This is a genomic window from Halovulum sp. GXIMD14794, assembly GCF_054457455.1.
This window is the reverse complement of sequence record NZ_JBTLNF010000004.1, coordinates 642,240-658,700: the sequence shown is the minus strand read 5'-3', so window position 1 is coordinate 658,700 and position 16,461 is coordinate 642,240. Positions and strand designations below refer to the sequence as shown.

Below are 16,461 nucleotides of genomic sequence, written 5' to 3'. Positions count from 1 at the left end.
TGCGTCCGATGTCAGTCGGCCGGTTTCGCGGCGGTCTTCTTCGTTGCCGTTTTCTTCGCGGCTGGCTTCTTGGCGGTCGTCTTCTTCGCCGTCGTCTTCTTGGCCGCGGCCTTCTTTTTCGCCGGTTTCTTGGCGGCGATCAACTCCACGGCCATTTCCATGGTGACGTCCTGCGGCTCGGTGCCCTTGGGGATCGTGGCGTTCACCTTCTCCCATTTGACATACGGCCCGTAGCGACCGTCCATGACGTTCACCGGTCCACCGTCGGGATGCTCGCCCAGTTCCTTCAGGGGCTTGGCCGCCGCACGCCCGCCGCGCGAGGCGGCCTTCTGGGCGATCAGCTCCATCGCGCGATTCATGCCAATGGTGTAGACCTCTTCGGGATCCTTGATGTTGGCGTAGATCTTGGTCGGCTTCTTCTCGCCCTCGGCGGGCGGCTTTTCGTGCACGACATAGGGGCCGAAGCGGCCGATCGCGGCCTCGACCACGCCGCCGTCCGGGTGATCGCCAACGCGGCGCGGCAGCGATAGCAGCTGCAGGGCGCGCTCTAGGTCCACGGCGCTTAGATCCGCGCCCTTGGGGATCGAGGCCCGCTTGGGCTTGGGGTTGTCCTCGGTCAGCTCGCCCAACTGGACATAGGGGCCGAAGCGGCCGGTGCGCAGGGTGACAGGCTCGCCCGCCTCGTCATGGCCGAGCAGCTTGCCGTCGGGACCGGCCAGATCGCCGCCCTCCACCTCGCCTGAAAGGGGGCGGGTGTAGCGGCACTCGGGATAGTTCGAGCAGCCGATGAACGCGCCGCCGGAGCGGGCAGTCTTGAGGCTCAACCGGCCGTTGCCGCAGTTCTTGCAGATGCGCGGGTCCGAACCGTCAGCCTCGGGCGGGAAAATGTGCGGGGCGAGAACCTCGTTGATCTTCTCCAGCACGTCGGTGATGCGGAGTTCCTTGGTCTCCTCGATCGCGGCCGAAAAATCCTGCCAGAAGCCGCGCAGCACCTTGTGCCAGTCGATCTCGCCGTTGGTGATCCGGTCGAGATCCTCTTCCAGCTGGGCGGTGAAGTCGTAGCCCACGTATTTGCGGAAATAGTTCTCGAGGAAAGCCGTCACCAGACGGCCCTTGTCCTCGGGGATCAGGCGGTTCTTTTCCTTGCGGACATAGTCGCGTTCCTGAATCACCGAAACGATCGAGGCATAGGTCGAGGGGCGGCCGATGCCCAGTTCTTCCATCCGCTTGACCAGCGTCGCCTCGGTGTAGCGGGGCGGCGGCTGGGTGAAGTGCTGCTGGCCGAGGATCGCGCCGTCGCCGCCGAGAAGCGCCGCGTCGTGGCGCACGATCTTGTCGCCGCTGGCGCCCTTGCCATCGGCGACCTTGTCGAAATCGGCGCGCAGCGCGGCCGAGGACAGCGTCGCGGCCTCGCCCTCGTGGATCTGCGGCAGGCGCTTGTCGTCATCGTCCTCGACGTCGTCGCGGCCCTCTTCGTAGACCTTCAGGAAGCCGTCGAACATCACCACCTGGCCGGTGGCGCGCAGCACGACCTGGCCGTCGTCGGAGGCAACGTCCACGGTGGTCCGCTCGAGCCGGGCGGCGGCCATCTGGCTGGCGATGGTGCGCTTCCAGATCAGGTCGTAGAGCTTGCGCTGCTCGGGCTCTACGTTCAGCCGGTCCGGCGACTTGCTCATGTCGGTGGGCCGGATGCATTCGTGCGCTTCCTGCGCGTTCTTGGCCTTGTTCTTGTACATGCGCGGGCTGTTCGGCAGGTATTCCTCGCCATAGCGCGCCTTGATCGCGTCGCGGGCGGACATCACCGCCTCGGGGGCCATGTCGATGCCGTCGGTCCGCATGTAAGTGATGTGCCCGGCCTCATAGAGGCGCTGGGCTGCCGACATGGTCGCTCGCGCGCCCATGCCGAACTTGCGCGACGCCTCCTGCTGGAGGGTCGAGGTCATGAACGGCGCCGAAGGGTTGCGACTTTGCGGCTTGGCCTCGACCGAGGCGACCTTGAGGCTGCGCGAGGCGACGGCGGCGACGGCCAACTCGGCGGACTCGGCGTTTTCCAGGTCGTAGCGGTCGAGTTTCTTGCCGCCCAGCGTGGTCAGCCGCGCCTCGTAGGCCTGGCCGCGGGGCGACTCGAGCATCGCGCGGACCGACCAGTATTCACGCGGATTGAAGGCCTCGATCTCCATCTCGCGCTCGACGATCAGGCGCAGGGCGACCGACTGGACGCGTCCTGCGGACTTGGCGCCGGGCAGCTTGCGCCACAGGACCGGGCTGAGGTTGAAACCCACAAGATAGTCCAGCGCGCGGCGGGCCAGATAGGCCTCGACCAGTTCCATGTCGATCTGGCGCGGGTTCTGCATCGCCTGGGTGACGGCGTTCTTGGTGATCGCGTTGAAGACGACGCGCTCCACCTCGGTCGATTTCTTGACCGCGCGGCGCTTGGTCAGCGCCTCGAGCAGGTGCCAGGAAATCGCCTCGCCCTCGCGGTCGGGGTCGGTGGCGAGGATCAGCCGGTCGTCGTCCTTCAGCGCATCCGCGATGGCGCGGACGTGTTTCTGCGACTTGGGATCGACCTCCCACAGCATCTCGAAATCATGCTCGGTGTCGACCGAGCCGTCCTTGGGCGGCAGGTCTCGGACATGACCGTAGGAGGCGAGGACCGTATAGTCCTTGCCCAGATAGGCGTTGATGGTCTTGGCCTTTGCAGGGCTCTCGACGACGACGACGGCCATGAACGCTCCCGGTGGCTGAACAAGGGGTCTTACATGTGGCGATGCGAAAGGCGTGTCAAGCGACCGCGCTACTCGCTTTCACGGATCACGATGTAGCCTTGCAGCATTGAAAGGTGGGGAACCAGCCGCTCTTCGGGGGGCCGGACGATGCTGACGTCGACGCCGCGTTCCTTGAAGAAGTCGACTACGATCTTCACGTCACCGACTTCGTGCCAGCCCATACCGATCACGCGGCACTCTTCGGGGATCAGGCCCTTTTCGTACAGTGGGTAGTCGAGCGGTTCGCGCTGCATGCGGCCGGTGAAGACGATCTGCGCGCGGGTGTCGAGTTCGTCCGGGCGCTTGACGAAAACCGGCTGGCCCTCGCACTCGGGCGGGGTGGCCTGCTGCACGGTCCAGCGGATCAGCTCGCCGTTGCGGGTGGCGCTGTCGGCTGTGCGGATCGTGGGGATCGCCACGATCACGATGGCGATCAGGCCAGCGAACCTCGCAAGCCCTTCCTTGGGTAGGCCGAGGTTTGGGCGCAGAAGCTGGTCCGGGACATAGAGCGTTATGGCCAGAAGCGTCCCGGCCACGAAATAGCTGGTGTTGCGCGACGAGATGACCGGTGTGTGGAACGAGACCAGGATCGCCACGGTCAGCAGCATTGCCGAGGGGAGCAGGATCCATAGCGCGGCATTCGGCACGGGCTCCGCCGGGCTGCGGCGGCGGACGACGAGCGCTGCGATCAATGTGGCGAAGGCAATCGACTGCCAGCCGATGAAGTCGATCAGCGGCTTGGGTGTGTTGCGGATCCAGAGATTACCGCCGGTCATGTCGAGCGCGTTGGAGACACCGACGACCCAGACTACGAACAGCACGCCGAGGATCAGGATTGCCGCGATGCGGGTGGCGATCTGACCCCGGCTCATGCCGGTGCGCCAGCCGTGCAAGACGCTGACGGCAAGAACCGCCAGACCGATTCCCGCACCGAAGAAGTGCAGCGCCCAGAGCCCAGTGCACGCGCCGATAAGGATGGCGGCGCGCGGACGCTTGCCCATCAGCTCCAGCAACAGGGCAGAGTGGGCCAGCAGGCCAAGGCACATGGTGATCGCGTAGGAGCGCAGGTCGACTGACAGGAAGAGCACGAAATAGTTGCAGAGGAACAGAACCGCCAGAAGCGCGAGTTTGCGTGGGTCGAAGACCTCGCGCAGGATCCAGAACGCGCCGAGTGCAGGAGGCAGTGCCAGCAGGTTGATGGCGCGCAGGCCGAAATCGTCCATCCCCGTGGCGAGGCCCAGGCCTCGGACCAGCATGTAATAGGTCGGCGGGTGCACGTCGCGAAGGACGAAGTCCCATTCGACCGGGCGACCTACGGCGGCGGCGGCGAGGGTATAGACCTCGTCCCACCAGAAGGTGCGGGTGCTGCCGAAAATGACGACATATAGCAGGGCCGCGATGCCGACGAAGAGGCAGCCGGCGAGCCAGGGGGGAATCGCATTCTGTTTCATGAATACGGGTGATACCGCGCAAGTTGACCGAATTGCGGCGTTGGCGGTGCTTCGGCGGATTTCCAAGCGCCTGATGATCGAGAGGCGTCAGCGTGCCGTCGAGCGGGACACGAGGCCGCCGGGGTGGCGGTCGATGGCACCGGCGAGGTCCAGCTCGCCCAGCGCGGCGAGGATTTCGGGGGCGGGGCGGCGGATCTGGCGGATGAGGGCGTCCTCGCTGATCGGCGAAGGTCCGAGCAGGTTGAGGATCTCGGAGCCCAGCGGCAGGCCCGAAGGTGCAGGCCGTGGTTGGGGCTGCGGCGCGGCCGTCGCGGCGGGGGCACGGCGTTCGGGGCGGGGCAGGTCCAGCGCGGCGGCGATGTCCTCGGCCGAGCGGACCAGCGTCGCGCCGTCGCGGATCAGCATGTTGCACCCCGAGGCGCGGGCGTCGAACGGGTGGCCGGGGACGGCCATGACCTCGCGTCCCTGGTCGAGCGCGGTGCGCGCGGTGATCAGGCTGCCCGACTTCGCCGCGCCTTCGACCACCACGAGGCCGGGCACGAGCCCCGAGATGATGCGGTTGCGGCGCGGAAAATGGCGGGCCTGCGGGCTGAGGCCGGGGGGCATTTCCGACAGCAGCAGGCCGTGCTGGGCGATCTTGCGCTGAAGCTCCTCGTTCTCGCGAGGGTAGGTGACGTCAATGCCGCCGGCGACGACGGCGATGGTGCCGGTATCCAGCGCCGCGTGATGCGCCGCCGTATCGATGCCGCGCGCAAGGCCCGAGACGACAGCGAAGCCAAGCTCTGCCAGCCCTTTCGCGAGATGCGTCGCCATCCGCACTCCCAGCGCCGAAGCGTTGCGGGCGCCGACCAGCGCAATCGACTGGCGCGCCGCAAGGGCCGGATCGCCCAAGGCCCACAGCAGCGGCGGGCGGTCGTCGATTCGGACAAGCGCCTCGGGGTAGCCGGGGAAGCCGGGGGCCAGCAGGGTCGCCCCAAGCGCCGCCCCCCGGTCGAGTTCCGCCTGCGCGACGCCTGCGGGACAGGGGCGGTAGTCGTCGACGCCTGCCTCGCGCGCCACGCGGGGCAGGGCCTCGAGCGCCGCCTGTGCCGATCCATGCTCGTCCAGCAGCCGCCGGAAGGTCGTCGCCCCGACGCGGGACGACCGGATCAGCCGCACCCAGGCCAGCCGCTCGGCCCCCGAGAGGGCGGGCGGCTTGGGGTCGGGAAAAGGCAGGCGTGGCGCGATGGTCATGGGGCGCAGCCTTGCCCCGGATTGGTTAAGCCGCGCTTAAGCGGACATTCGAGTTACTCGAAACCCGCCGGGCCAAGGGGGATCGCGGACGCCTCAGTCCAAAGAGAAGATCTCATGGATCAGTTTGGCAATGCACCAGAGCGAGATGGCGTACATCGCGCCAAAACCGCCAAACAGCAGGAAGGGGAAAAAGGCACCGTCCCCCGCTTTCCCCATGGAGTCGAGATGGAGCATCGGCATTGCAAAGCCGACCAGCGTAGTCGAGAGCCATCCGAACCAGCCGGTCCGCGCCATGATCCAAGCGGCCACGGCGCCGAAGGGAAGATACATCCAGGCGAGCAATGGTGAGAGGACGCCGACTGTAGCCAGTAGCCCAAGAACTGATTTTGCTGCGTTCGGGTCGGATTGCGAAGCGGATTCGGCAGCCGTCGGTGGCACCGCGATCGAGACTAGAGCGCCCACCAACTTGAACACGGTCAGGGATACCAAGGGTACTGCGAGAAGGGATAGAAGTGCGGCGAAGCAAATGGCGGCGAACCCAACCTGCTGGCTGAATACTTTCGTACTTCGCCAAGGGCCGCTCGCCGCCATTTCACTATCCAGCTTGGCTGCCGCCGACAGTCAGGCCGCCGATCATCAGCGTGGGCAGGCCGACGCCGACAGGCACCCACTGGCCGTTCTTGCCGCAGTTGCCGATGCCCGGATCGAGCGCCAGGTCGTTGCCGATGGCGCGGATCTTCTGCATCGAGGTCGCGCCGTCGCCGATCAGGGTTGCGCCCTTTATTGGCGCGCCGATCTTGCCGTTCTTCACGCGGTACGCCTCGGTGCAGGAGAACACGTACTTGCCGTTGGTGATGTCGACCTGACCGCCGCCGAAGCCCACGGCATAGATGCCGTCCTTCAGGTCGGCGAGAATCGCGGCGGGATCGGCGTCGCCGCCCAGCATGTAGGTGTTGGTCATGCGCGGCATGGGCACGTGGGCATAGCTCTGCCGCCGCCCGTTGCCGGTGGGTTTGACACCCATCAGCCGGGCGTTCTGGCGGTCCTGCATGTAGCCGACCAAGATTCCGTCCTCGATCAGCACGTTCTTGCCCGAGGGCGTGCCCTCATCGTCGAAGGTGATCGAGCCGCGGCGGTCCGGGATCGTGCCGTCGTCGAGCACCGTGACACCCGGCGCGGCGACGCGCTGGCCCATGAGCCCCGCGAAGGCCGAGGATTTCTTGCGGTTGAAGTCGCCTTCGAGCCCGTGGCCGACCGCTTCGTGCAGCAGGATGCCGGGCCAGCCGGGGCCGAGAACGACGTCCATGATCCCGGCGGGGGCGGGCTCGGCGGCAAGGTTGACCTGCGCGATGCGCAGCGCCTCGCGGACCTGAGCCTGCCAGTGGTCCTGCACCATCAGCTGTTCGATCCCGTGGCGCCCGCCGCCGCCCGAGGTGCCCGATTCGCGGCGGCCGTCCTGTTCGACGGTGACCGAGACGTTCAGCCGGGCCATCGGCCGCAGGTCCGACAGACGCTGGCCGTCGGGGCGCAGGATCTCGACCTCCTGCACCGACGCCGCCAATGCGGCCGAGACCTGCACCACGCGTGGGTCGAGCGAGCGGGCAAAGGCGTCGAGTTCCTTCAGCAAGTCGACCTTGGAGACGAACGGCGCCTGCGAGACCGGGTCGACGCTGTCGTAAAGGTGCCGGTTGGTGCCCGGAGGCGCGTCGGCCAGCGTGCCGCCGCCCGCGCCCACAGCGAGGCGGGCGGTCTCGGCGGCGCGTTTCAGGGCGGCTTCGGAGAGATCTGTGGAGTGTCCGTAGCCCGCGGTCTCGCCCCTCACGGCGCGCAGGCCGAATCCCTCGGAGGCGTCATAGCTCGCGTTTTTGAGCCGCCCGTCGTCGAACATCAGGCTTTCCGAGCGGCGGCGTTCGAGAAAAAGCTCGCCGTCATCGGCGCCGTCGGTCGCTTCGCGCAGGATGCGCAGCGCGGCGGATTCGTCGAGGTCGGTGTCGAAGGGGCGGAATGAATCGGTCATGATCGTCCTTGCGTCGCGGCCTTTCGGCCCTTTGCATCTGCCTTGAACATGGGACCTGAAACGCCCGGTGACCAGAGCCAAGCGCGCCCGGTCTGCGCTGCCTGCGGCGACAGGGCGCGCGGCAAGGGCGTCGCATGCGCTTGTTCTTCCCGGCCGGCTGTGCAAATTTCACGCCCAAGTCAGCCCGGAGCGGTGCGCAGGCGGGGAGCCGTATGTGCGGCCGCTGCCGGCGCTTTCCAAACCGGCAGGAATAGCGGGAAGACAAGCGCATGAAGATTCATTCGGTTTTCGCGGCGGTCGGCGCCCTGGCCTCGAGCCTGGTACTGGCCCCGGTTGCCTGGGCCCAGGACGGTCCGGACCTTTCGGGCCTGCCCGTGATCGGTAAGCCCGTCGAAGGCGGCATCGGGTTCCAGCCCGCCGCGACCTCGTTGGCGCGGGACATCCACTGGCTCGACAGCTTCATCCTGGTGATCATCACCGTGATCGTGCTGTTCGTGACCGCGCTGCTGGCCTGGGTCGTCGTGCGCTACAACCGCCGTGCCAACCAGGACCCGGCGACCTTCACCCACAACTCGACGGTCGAGGTTGCCTGGACGCTGGTGCCGATCCTGATCCTGATCGTGATCGGCTCGTTCAGCCTGCCGACGCTGTTCAACCAGCTCGAGATCCCCGAGGCCGACGTGACAGTCAAGGCCACCGGCAACCAGTGGTTCTGGAGCTACGAGTACCCGGACAACGACATCGCCTTCGACAGCTACATGCTGGGTGCGGGCAAGGCCGTGATGGACGACGAAGTACGCGCGGAACTTGCCGAGTATGGTTATTCCGAGGACGAGTGGCTGCTGGCCACCGACACCGCCGTCGTGGTGCCGGTGAACAAGGTCGTCCGTCTACAGGTTGCCGCTGGCGACGTGATCCACTCGTGGACCATCCCGGCCTTCGGCGTGAAGATCGACGCCGTTCCCGGCCGCCTGAACGAAACCTGGTTCCGCGCCGAGGAAGAAGGCGTCTACTTCGGCCAGTGCTCGGAGCTGTGCGGCATGTACCATGCCTACATGCCGATCACCGTGAAGGTCGTCAGCGAAACCCAGTATGCCCAGTGGATCGAGAGCCAGGGTGGAACCGTTGCCGGTCTTCCGACCGAGCTGAAGGTCGCCGAGGCGAACTGATCCGATGAGCGACGCCACCGTATCCAGCACCCAGCCCGGAGAGGCGCAGTTCGGCGACTACGTCGAACTGCTCAAGCCCCGCGTCATGCGGCTGGTGATTTTCACCGCCGCCGTCGGGTTGCTCGCGGCGCCGGGCATGGTGCACCCGGTGATCGCGGTGGCGACGATTCTGTGCATCGCGGTGGGCGCCGGCGCGTCCGGCGCGCTGAACATGTGGTGGGATGCGGACATCGACCGGCTGATGGCCCGTACCCAGGGGCGGCCGATCCCGTCGGGCCGCGTCACCCGCGACGAGGCCCTGGCCGTCGGCCTGACCCTGTCGGTCCTGTCGGTGATGTTCCTGTTCCTCTTCGGCAACCCGGCTGCCGCCGGGTTGTTGGCCTTCACCATCTTCTTCTACGCCGTGGTCTACAGCATGTGGCTGAAGCGGGCGACGCCGCAGAACATCGTGATCGGCGGCGCTGCGGGCGCCTTCCCTCCGATGATCGGCTGGGCCGTGGCCACGGGCGGCGTCAACCTCGAGTCGGTGCTGATGTTCGCGCTGATCTTCCTGTGGACGCCGCCGCACTTCTGGGCGCTGGCGCTGTTCCGCAACGATGATTACACCGCCGCAGGCGTGCCGATGCTGCCGGTCGTTGCCGGAACCCGCGCGACCCGCAACCAGATCTTCATCTATTCCCTGATCCTGGCCCCCGTGGCGATCCTGCCGGCTTTCACCGGCATCGGCGGACCGCTGTACCTCGCCGCGGCGCTTTACCTGAACGCGCGTTTCGTGGCCGGTGCCTGGGCGATCCGGAAACGCGACGATGCCGCGGCCGAGGCCGATGGCTATCGCGCCGAGAAGCGCTATTTCGGCTTCTCCATCGCCTATCTGTTCCTGCACTTCGCGCTGATCCTGGCCGAGGCGACGCTGCGCGCCACGGGTCTGGTGCTGGACGGCTGGCCGGTGATCGGATGAACGGGAGCCTGAGCATGAACAAGGGCATCGAAAACGGGCTGCTGCCCGACAGCCACGAGGTCTACACCCGTCGCCGGGGCCGCAACCTCGCGATCGGCGGCTGCCTGCTGGGCGTCGTTCTGATGATCTTCGCCGTGACCATCGTGAAGCTGGCCTCGGGCGTGGAGATGAAGGGTTTCGACCACACGTTCGAGACGGTCCCCGCCGCCCCCGCCAGCTCGGAGGCCGCGCAATGAATCGCAATACCAAAACCTTCGCCTCGCTCGCTGGCGTCGTGGTGGTGATGGTCGGCGCCTCATTCGCCGCGGTTCCGCTTTACGACTGGTTCTGCCGCGTCACTGGCTATGGCGGCGAGACCGGCGTCGCCTCGCAGGCTTCGGACACGGTGCTCGACGAGACGATCCGGATCCGCTTCGACGCCTCGCGCGAGCGCGGCATGCCTTGGGAGTTCAAGCCCGAGGTGACCGAGGTCGAAGTGAAGATTGGCGAGACCGGGCTGGCCTTCTACGAGGCCTACAACCCGACCGACCGGCCGGTCGCGGGCACCGCGAGCTACAACGTCACGCCCTATTCGGCGGGCGCCTATTTCGTGAAGATCGACTGTTTCTGCTTCGAGATGCAGGTGCTGCAGCCAGGCGAGCGCGTCTCGATGCCGGTCACCTACTATGTCGACCCCGAGATCGTGGACGACCGCGAGGCGAAATACGCACACACGATCACGCTGAGCTACACTTTCCATGAAACCGAGCTTCCCGAAGAGGAAGTCTCGGCCTATGAGACCAACCAGGAGAACCAGGTCAACTGAGCCTGGAACTAGACAAGGGACCACGCGTCATGGCGCACGAGAAGAACCACGATTACCATATCCTGGCCCCGAGCATCTGGCCCTTCGTGGGCAGCGTCGGCGCCTTCGTCATGCTGCTCGGTATGGTGCTGCTGTTCCACGGCAACGGCCCCTGGGTCATGCTGATCGGCCTGGCGGTGGTGCTCTACACCATGTTCGCCTGGTGGTCCGAGATGGTCGTCGAGAGCCGTGCGGGCGATCACACCCCGGTAGTGCAGATCGGCCTGCGCATGGGCGTGATAATGTTCATCATCTCGGAGGTGATGTTCTTCGCCGCCTGGTTCTGGTCGTTCTTCAAGCACGCGCTTTACCCGATGGAGGCGATCGACAACACCTGGCCGCCGCCGGGCATCGAGACGTTCGACCCCTGGCACCTGCCGCTGATCAACACGCTGATCCTGCTCTGCTCGGGCTGTGCCGCGACCTGGGCGCACCACGCCATCGCCCATGACAACGACCGCAAGGGTCTGGTCTGGGGCCTGTCGCTGGCCATCGCCCTGGGTGCGATCTTCACGCTGTTCCAGGCCTACGAGTACAGCCACGCCGCCTTTGGCTTCGCGGGCAACATCTATGGCGCGAACTTCTACATGGCGACCGGCTTCCACGGCTTCCACGTCATCATCGGCACGATCTTCCTGGCCGTGTGCCTGGTGCGCGCGCTGAAGGGGCACTTTACCCCCGAGAAGCACATCGGCTTCGAGGCGGCGGCCTGGTACTGGCACTTCGTCGACGTGGTCTGGCTGTTCCTGTTCTTCGCCGTCTATATCTGGGGTGGCTGATGTTCCGTCGCGTTCGCGCGAAACTTACCGGAAATCATACGCCAAGTGATCTACCTGCGGCGGGCAATCCCTATGAGGGATTGCCCGCTACTTCTTTCTGGAAGCGAACCGTCGCAGAGGGACGCAATAGAGCCTTTTCAGGCATTTGGGTTCCGCGAGCGCCAATAGACCGAACGACGCGTATCGCGACCTACGGATCCTGCTTCGCACAGCATTTCAGTCGGCGACTAGTGAAGCGCGGGTTTCAATGGCTCGATATGGAAAGCGCGCCGTCGGTAGCGACGCCCGAGGTCGCGACAACCTATAACTACGGCATCTATTCCTCGCGTACTGGCAATATCTACACGGCGGCTTCGCTTCGGCAGTGGTTGGAGTGGGCAGACGTTAAGTCCGTTGGGGACGATGAAGCCTGGCAGGAGGGGGACCGTTGGTACGATCCGTTTCGCCCAGCGATCGAGCCCAACGGGTTTTCGTCCCGCGAAGAATTGATGAACAGCCGCCGGACGACCATCCGGGCGTTTCGTAAATCGGCCAAGCGCGCGGATCTGTTCGTATTTACGCTGGGTTTGACCGAGGCGTGGGTCAACAAGAAACGCGGAACAATCTACCCGGTGTGCCCTGGCACGGTCGCGGGAAATTTTGATGCATCCGAGCATGTCTTCGAGAACTTCGACTATGTTCGTGTGCTTGACGATATGAGAGCGGCAATTGCTGTTCTGAGAAGGATCAATCCCGATACTCGTGTTCTCCTGACCGTTTCGCCGGTCCCGCTGACCGCGACCGCGACCAATCAGCATGTCTTGGTTGCTACGACCTACTCTAAGTCGGTTCTGCGGGCGGTGGCTGGCACGCTTCAGGCAGAACTGGATTGCGTCGATTATTTCCCGTCCTACGAGATCGTTACGTCGTCCCTGAACAGTCGGGATTTCTTTGCAGAGAACAAACGAAGCGTTACCGCCGACGGTGTGGACTTCGTCATGGCTCGGTTTTTCGAGTGCATCGGCGAGGCTTCGGAAGAACTGATCAGCCCGGCTCCGGACGAACAGCGTCACGGGAGACCGCGGTCAAAAGCACGATCCGAAGACCGTTTGACCTGCGAGGAAGAATTGCTCGAGGCGTTTTCCAAGCCTGCGGGGCGCTGATCATTAATTTGAGCCTGGAGTTTGCCATCCATGAAGGTTGGTCTGATAGGGAACAGTCACCTTGGGGCATTGCGCAAGAGTTTTGATCCATCGGTTTTTCACGGCACCGGGCTCGACTTCGACTTCTGGGGTTTGCCTGGAGAGTTCCAAAAGATCCGCGTGACCGAAGACACCGTCACCCACGCGAATTCGCGCAAAGCCGAGAAAGTCAATGGCCCAGGGAGAGCATCGTTCTGTTTTGCCGGCCTGGATGCGCTCGTTTTGGTGGCCGAACCCATAGCGATGCCATTGTTCCTTACGGGGCTGAGGGGCCGAAGCGCAAATCTCGAAGAGTATTCGGATGGTTTTCTGTGCGCGACGTTCGAGGACTGGGTGAGCAACAGACCCGCTGCGAAATTGTTGAGGGCGGCTCGTGAAGTGATTGACGGTCCATTGATTTCAGTCGCGCAGCCTGTTTGGCGCGCGGGTTCTCGGCGCGCGCGGGGGCTGCCTGTACTTTCTGAGGAGCAGTTCGAGCGTTTCAATCATCTGGCGGATGGAGTACTCGGAACGCTTGGTGCCAAGTATCTTCCACAACCGCAGGAGACGTTGACGCCGGACTTCCGAACGCGCGATGAATGGTCAAAGGCTTGGGCTGCCGGGACAGCGGCGAATCCCACCGCCGACCATGCGCACATGTCGGAGGCCTATGGTGCGCTGGTGCTTGGACAGATCATTGCCGCGCTGAAATCTCGAATAGCGAACTGAAACCATGTACAATAAGTCCCGAGAACGTCGGCTTCTCGTCCCTCTCCTGTTTGGTCTCGGTGGTGCTGCCGTGCTCATCGCGCTTTGCGTCTGGCAGGTGCAGCGGCTTCAGTGGAAAGAGGGGATGCTGGCCGAGATCGACGCAAGGATGGCCGAGGCGGCTGGGCCGTTGCCGGAGGCGCCTTCGCCGGGAGAGGACCGGTACGCTCCCGTCACAGTCGACGGGACGTTCGGCGAAGGCGCTTTGCATGTGCTGACCAGTCAGCGGCAGGGCGGGCCGGGTTACCTTGTGGTGCAGGCCTTCGAGACGGGGGACGGGCGTCGGATCCTGGTGGACCGGGGGTATGTGACCGAAACGGATAAGGCCGCCGTGTTCGATGCGGGGCCGGTGTCTGTCTCCGGTCTGCTGGTCTGGCCGCGCGAGACGGACATGTTCACGCCGGAGCCGAATCTCGAGCGGAACATCTGGTTCGCCCGCGACGTGGACTTGATGTCCGAGGCGCTGGGGACCGAACCTGTGCTGATCGTGGCCTCGCAGCCGACGGGCGATCCGAGCCCGCGTCCGGTGCCCGTGGGCGTCGACATTCCGAACAACCACCTGTCCTATGCGGTCACCTGGGGGCTGCTGGCTGCCTTGTGGCTGGCGATGACCGGCTACCTGGTGTACCGCATCACCCGGACCGAAGCTGCGAAGGGCTGAACCGACCATGCGTTATATCTCGACCCGCGGCCAGGCGCCGGCGCTGAGCTTCGAAGAGGCGATGCTGAGCGGGCTGGCCCGTGATGGCGGCCTCTACGTGCCGGAAAGCTGGCCGCAGATGAGCGCGGACGAGATCGCGGCGCTGGCAGGTGTCTCCTACGAGGAGGCCGCCTTCCGGGTGATGAAGCCGTTCATTGGCGACACGTTCTCGGACGAGGAATTCCGCGGGATCATCGCGCGCGCCTATGCGGGCTTCGGCCACGCGGCGCGCTGCCCGGTCAAGCAGCTGGACGCGAACCATTTCCTCTTGGAGCTGTTTCACGGCCCGACGCTGGCGTTCAAGGACGTCGCGATGCAGCTGATCGGGCAGATGTTCCAGGTCTCGCTGAAGCGCTCGGGCAAGCGGGTGACGATCGTGGGCGCGACCAGCGGCGACACCGGCTCGGCGGCGATTGAGGCCTTTGCCGGGCTGGACGCGGTCGACGTGTTCATCCTTTTCCCGCACGGCCGTGTGTCCGAGGTGCAGCGCCGGCAGATGACGACGCCGCCGCAGGCAAACGTGCATGCCATCGCCGTGGACGGGGATTTCGACGACTGCCAGGCGCGGCTCAAGGACATGTTCAACGACCACGCGTTCCGCGACGAGGTCGGGCTGGCGGGCGTAAACTCGATCAACTGGGCGCGGGTGCTGGCGCAGGTGGTGTACTACTTCACCTCGGCCGTTGCGCTGGGGGCGCCGCATCGCAAGGTCAGCTTCACGGTTCCCACGGGGAACTTCGGGGACATCTTCGCGGGCTATGTCGCCAAGCGGATGGGCCTGCCGGTCGACCGGCTGGTGATCGCGACGAACCAGAACGACATTCTGCACCGGACGCTGGCGAGCGGCGAGCACCGGAAGGAGGGGGTGACGCCCTCGATCTCGCCGTCGATGGATATTCAGGTCAGCTCCAACTTCGAGCGGTTGCTGTTCGACATCTACGACCGCGAGGGCGCCGCGGTGGAGCAGCTGATGACCGCGCTGAAGGACGAGGGCGGATTCGCGCTGGACCAGGGCGCACGGGAGCGGCTGGGACGCGAGTTCGACAGCGGGCGCGCGTCGGAGGAGGAGACCTCGGCGACGATCCGGCGGACGCTGGAGGTGTCGGCCGAGCTGATCTGCCCGCATACCGCCTGCGGCGTGAAGGTGGCCGAGGAGCAGCCCGAAAGCACGGTGCCGATGATCACGCTGGCGACCGCGCATCCGGCGAAGTTCCCCGATGCGGTCGAAGCCGCCACGGGCATCCGCCCCGGTCTGCCCGAGCGGATGGCGGACCTCTTCGACCGTCCCGAGCGGGTCGAGCGGTTGCCGAATGACCTTGCGGCGTTGAAGGCTTTCGTGGCAAATCAGCGCGCATGACCGTCAGGATGCACCGCCTCGCCAACGGGCTGAGGATCGTCACCGAAGAAATGCCAGGCCTCGCCAGCGCCGCCGTCGGCGTCTGGGTGACCGCCGGCTGCCGTCACGAGACCGAAGCCGAGAACGGCATCGCGCATTTCCTCGAGCACATGGCGTTCAAGGGCACCGCCAGCCGGACCGCCTTGCAGATCGCCGAGACAATCGAGGACGTGGGCGGCTACATCAACGCCTATACCAGCCGCGAGATGACCGCCTATTACGCCCGTGTGCTGGACGAGGACGTGCCTCTGGCGCTGGACGTGCTGGGCGACATCCTGCTGAACCCCGCTTTCGATCCGCGCGAGATCGAGACCGAACGCGGCGTGATCCTGCAGGAGATCGGCCAGGCGCAAGACACACCGGACGACATCATCTTCGACTGGCTGCAGGAGGTCTCGTTCCCCTCGCAGAGCATGGGCCGTCCGATCCTGGGACCGCCAGAGCGAGTCTCGGCTTTCCAGCGGGACGACCTGACGCGGTTTGTCCACGGCCATTACGGACCTGAGCGGCTGATCATCAGCGCGGCGGGCAAGGTCGATCACGACAAGATCGTCGCGCAGGCCGAGGCGATGTTCGGGGGGCTGGCGCGGCGCTCGACCGGCGCGGTCGAGGCGGCGAAGTTCCAGGGCGGCGAACGCCGGGTGGTCCGCGGGCTGGAGCAGGCGCATTTCGCGCTGTCGCTGCAGGGGCCGGGCTATCTGGACAGCAATGTCTATGCCGCGCAGCTGCACGCCGGGATCCTCGGCGGCAGCATGTCATCGCGGTTGTTCCAGGAGGCGCGCGAGAAGCGCGGCCTCTGCTATTCGATCTTCGCGCAGAACGCGAGCTATGCCGACAGCGGGTCGCTGATGATCTATGCCGGCACTGCCGAGGACAGCCTTGCCGAGCTGATACAGGTCGTCATCGACGAGATGCGGCGTCTGCCGGGCGATGTCACCGATGCCGAGTTGGAGCGCGCCCGCGCCCAGATCAAGGCCGGGATGCTGATGGGGTTGGAGAGCGCTTCGGGTCGTTGCGAGCGGCTGGCGCGGATGACGGCAATCTGGGACCGCGTTCCCGGCGTCGAGGAGACCGTCGAGAAGATTGATGCCGTGGGCCGCGCCGACCTCGCTGCCTTTGCCGAACAGGTCTGCGCGCAGGCCGATCCGGCGCTGGCGCTTTACGGGCCCGTGTCGGCGGCGCCGGATCACGAAGGGATCCGCGCGCGTCTGGCGGCCTGAC

General features: G+C 65.5%; 15 protein-coding genes. 10 read left to right on the top strand and 5 right to left on the bottom strand.

Going from position 1 to position 16,461, the window contains the following annotated elements; translation table 11 throughout:
• Positions 1 to 11: 11 nt before the first annotated feature.
• From topA to tldD, 5 genes are all read right to left on the bottom strand, one after another.
• Entirely contained in the window at positions 12 to 2,726 is a 2,715-nt protein-coding gene (gene topA, locus ACW9UR_RS09865; RefSeq protein ID WP_458916789.1) for a type I DNA topoisomerase, read from the bottom strand.
• Positions 2,727 to 2,794: 68 nt separating this feature from the next.
• Complete coding sequence (locus tag ACW9UR_RS09860; protein ID WP_458916788.1) at positions 2,795 to 4,216, bottom strand: hypothetical protein; 1,422 nt, start codon at positions 4,214 to 4,216, stop codon at positions 2,795 to 2,797.
• 87 nt (positions 4,217 to 4,303) lie between these two features.
• Positions 4,304 to 5,449 (bottom strand): DNA-processing protein DprA, encoded by a 1,146-nt coding sequence (gene dprA / locus ACW9UR_RS09855; protein WP_458916787.1) that lies wholly within the window; start codon positions 5,447 to 5,449, stop codon positions 4,304 to 4,306.
• 93 nt (positions 5,450 to 5,542) lie between these two features.
• Positions 5,543 to 6,040: a hypothetical protein gene (locus tag ACW9UR_RS09850; RefSeq protein WP_458916786.1), complete on the bottom strand. Its 498-nt coding sequence runs from the start codon at positions 6,038 to 6,040 to the stop codon at positions 5,543 to 5,545.
• Positions 6,041 to 6,044: 4 nt separating this feature from the next.
• Positions 6,045 to 7,466, bottom strand: coding sequence for a metalloprotease TldD (gene tldD / locus ACW9UR_RS09845; RefSeq protein ID WP_458916785.1), 1,422 nt, complete (start codon positions 7,464 to 7,466; stop codon positions 6,045 to 6,047).
• A 269-nt stretch (positions 7,467 to 7,735) separates the two neighbouring features.
• Here tldD and coxB point away from each other — a divergent pair, with 269 nt between their 5' ends.
• From coxB to ACW9UR_RS09795, 10 genes are read left to right on the top strand one after another with little or no spacing between them, the layout of a single operon-like run.
• Complete coding sequence (coxB, locus tag ACW9UR_RS09840; protein WP_458916784.1) at positions 7,736 to 8,635, top strand: cytochrome c oxidase subunit II; 900 nt, start codon at positions 7,736 to 7,738, stop codon at positions 8,633 to 8,635.
• A gap of 4 nt (positions 8,636 to 8,639) precedes the next feature.
• Positions 8,640 to 9,593, top strand: a complete 954-nt coding sequence (cyoE, locus tag ACW9UR_RS09835) for a heme o synthase (RefSeq protein WP_458916783.1) — start codon at positions 8,640 to 8,642, stop codon at positions 9,591 to 9,593.
• A 14-nt stretch (positions 9,594 to 9,607) separates the two neighbouring features.
• Positions 9,608 to 9,829, top strand: coding sequence for a hypothetical protein (locus ACW9UR_RS09830; protein ID WP_458916782.1), 222 nt, complete (start codon positions 9,608 to 9,610; stop codon positions 9,827 to 9,829).
• On the top strand, positions 9,826 to 10,398 hold the full coding sequence (locus tag ACW9UR_RS09825; RefSeq protein WP_458916781.1) for a cytochrome c oxidase assembly protein: 573 nt from the start codon (positions 9,826 to 9,828) through the stop codon (positions 10,396 to 10,398). The genes ACW9UR_RS09830 and ACW9UR_RS09825 overlap by 4 nt, the downstream gene beginning before the upstream one ends.
• Positions 10,399 to 10,427: 29 nt before the next feature.
• Positions 10,428 to 11,216, top strand: a complete 789-nt coding sequence (locus ACW9UR_RS09820) for a cytochrome c oxidase subunit 3 (RefSeq protein WP_458916780.1) — start codon at positions 10,428 to 10,430, stop codon at positions 11,214 to 11,216.
• On the top strand, positions 11,216 to 12,358 hold the full coding sequence (locus tag ACW9UR_RS09815; protein WP_458916779.1) for a GSCFA domain-containing protein: 1,143 nt from the start codon (positions 11,216 to 11,218) through the stop codon (positions 12,356 to 12,358). The genes ACW9UR_RS09820 and ACW9UR_RS09815 overlap by 1 nt, the downstream gene beginning before the upstream one ends.
• A 30-nt stretch (positions 12,359 to 12,388) precedes the next feature.
• Positions 12,389 to 13,105: a hypothetical protein gene (locus ACW9UR_RS09810; RefSeq protein WP_458916778.1), complete on the top strand. Its 717-nt coding sequence runs from the start codon at positions 12,389 to 12,391 to the stop codon at positions 13,103 to 13,105.
• Positions 13,106 to 13,109: 4 nt separating this feature from the next.
• On the top strand, positions 13,110 to 13,805 hold the full coding sequence (locus ACW9UR_RS09805) for an SURF1 family protein (protein ID WP_458916777.1): 696 nt from the start codon (positions 13,110 to 13,112) through the stop codon (positions 13,803 to 13,805).
• A 7-nt stretch (positions 13,806 to 13,812) separates the two neighbouring features.
• Complete coding sequence (thrC, locus tag ACW9UR_RS09800; protein WP_458916776.1) at positions 13,813 to 15,201, top strand: threonine synthase; 1,389 nt, start codon at positions 13,813 to 13,815, stop codon at positions 15,199 to 15,201.
• A complete protein-coding gene (locus tag ACW9UR_RS09795) occupies positions 15,198 to 16,460 on the top strand; it encodes a M16 family metallopeptidase (RefSeq protein ID WP_458916775.1) in 1,263 nt (420 codons plus the stop codon). The genes thrC and ACW9UR_RS09795 overlap by 4 nt, the downstream gene beginning before the upstream one ends.
• Position 16,461 lies beyond the last annotated feature (1 nt).

What these genes read in the sequence shown, in the direction of transcription:
- topA (WP_458916789.1), bottom strand. Translation starts at nt 2,726, where the DNA reads ATGGCCGTCGTCGTCGTCGAGAGCCCTGCAAAGGCCAAGACCATCAAC.
- ACW9UR_RS09860 (WP_458916788.1), bottom strand. Translation starts at nt 4,216, where the DNA reads ATGAAACAGAATGCGATTCCCCCCTGGCTCGCCGGCTGCCTCTTCGTC.
- dprA (WP_458916787.1), bottom strand. Translation starts at nt 5,449, where the DNA reads ATGACCATCGCGCCACGCCTGCCTTTTCCCGACCCCAAGCCGCCCGCC.
- ACW9UR_RS09850 (WP_458916786.1), bottom strand. Translation starts at nt 6,040, where the DNA reads ATGGCGGCGAGCGGCCCTTGGCGAAGTACGAAAGTATTCAGCCAGCAG.
- tldD (WP_458916785.1), bottom strand. Translation starts at nt 7,466, where the DNA reads ATGACCGATTCATTCCGCCCCTTCGACACCGACCTCGACGAATCCGCC.
- coxB (WP_458916784.1), top strand. Translation starts at nt 7,736, where the DNA reads ATGAAGATTCATTCGGTTTTCGCGGCGGTCGGCGCCCTGGCCTCGAGC.
- cyoE (WP_458916783.1), top strand. Translation starts at nt 8,640, where the DNA reads ATGAGCGACGCCACCGTATCCAGCACCCAGCCCGGAGAGGCGCAGTTC.
- ACW9UR_RS09830 (WP_458916782.1), top strand. Translation starts at nt 9,608, where the DNA reads ATGAACAAGGGCATCGAAAACGGGCTGCTGCCCGACAGCCACGAGGTC.
- ACW9UR_RS09825 (WP_458916781.1), top strand. Translation starts at nt 9,826, where the DNA reads ATGAATCGCAATACCAAAACCTTCGCCTCGCTCGCTGGCGTCGTGGTG.
- ACW9UR_RS09820 (WP_458916780.1), top strand. Translation starts at nt 10,428, where the DNA reads ATGGCGCACGAGAAGAACCACGATTACCATATCCTGGCCCCGAGCATC.
- ACW9UR_RS09815 (WP_458916779.1), top strand. Translation starts at nt 11,216, where the DNA reads ATGTTCCGTCGCGTTCGCGCGAAACTTACCGGAAATCATACGCCAAGT.
- ACW9UR_RS09810 (WP_458916778.1), top strand. Translation starts at nt 12,389, where the DNA reads ATGAAGGTTGGTCTGATAGGGAACAGTCACCTTGGGGCATTGCGCAAG.
- ACW9UR_RS09805 (WP_458916777.1), top strand. Translation starts at nt 13,110, where the DNA reads ATGTACAATAAGTCCCGAGAACGTCGGCTTCTCGTCCCTCTCCTGTTT.
- thrC (WP_458916776.1), top strand. Translation starts at nt 13,813, where the DNA reads ATGCGTTATATCTCGACCCGCGGCCAGGCGCCGGCGCTGAGCTTCGAA.
- ACW9UR_RS09795 (WP_458916775.1), top strand. Translation starts at nt 15,198, where the DNA reads ATGACCGTCAGGATGCACCGCCTCGCCAACGGGCTGAGGATCGTCACC.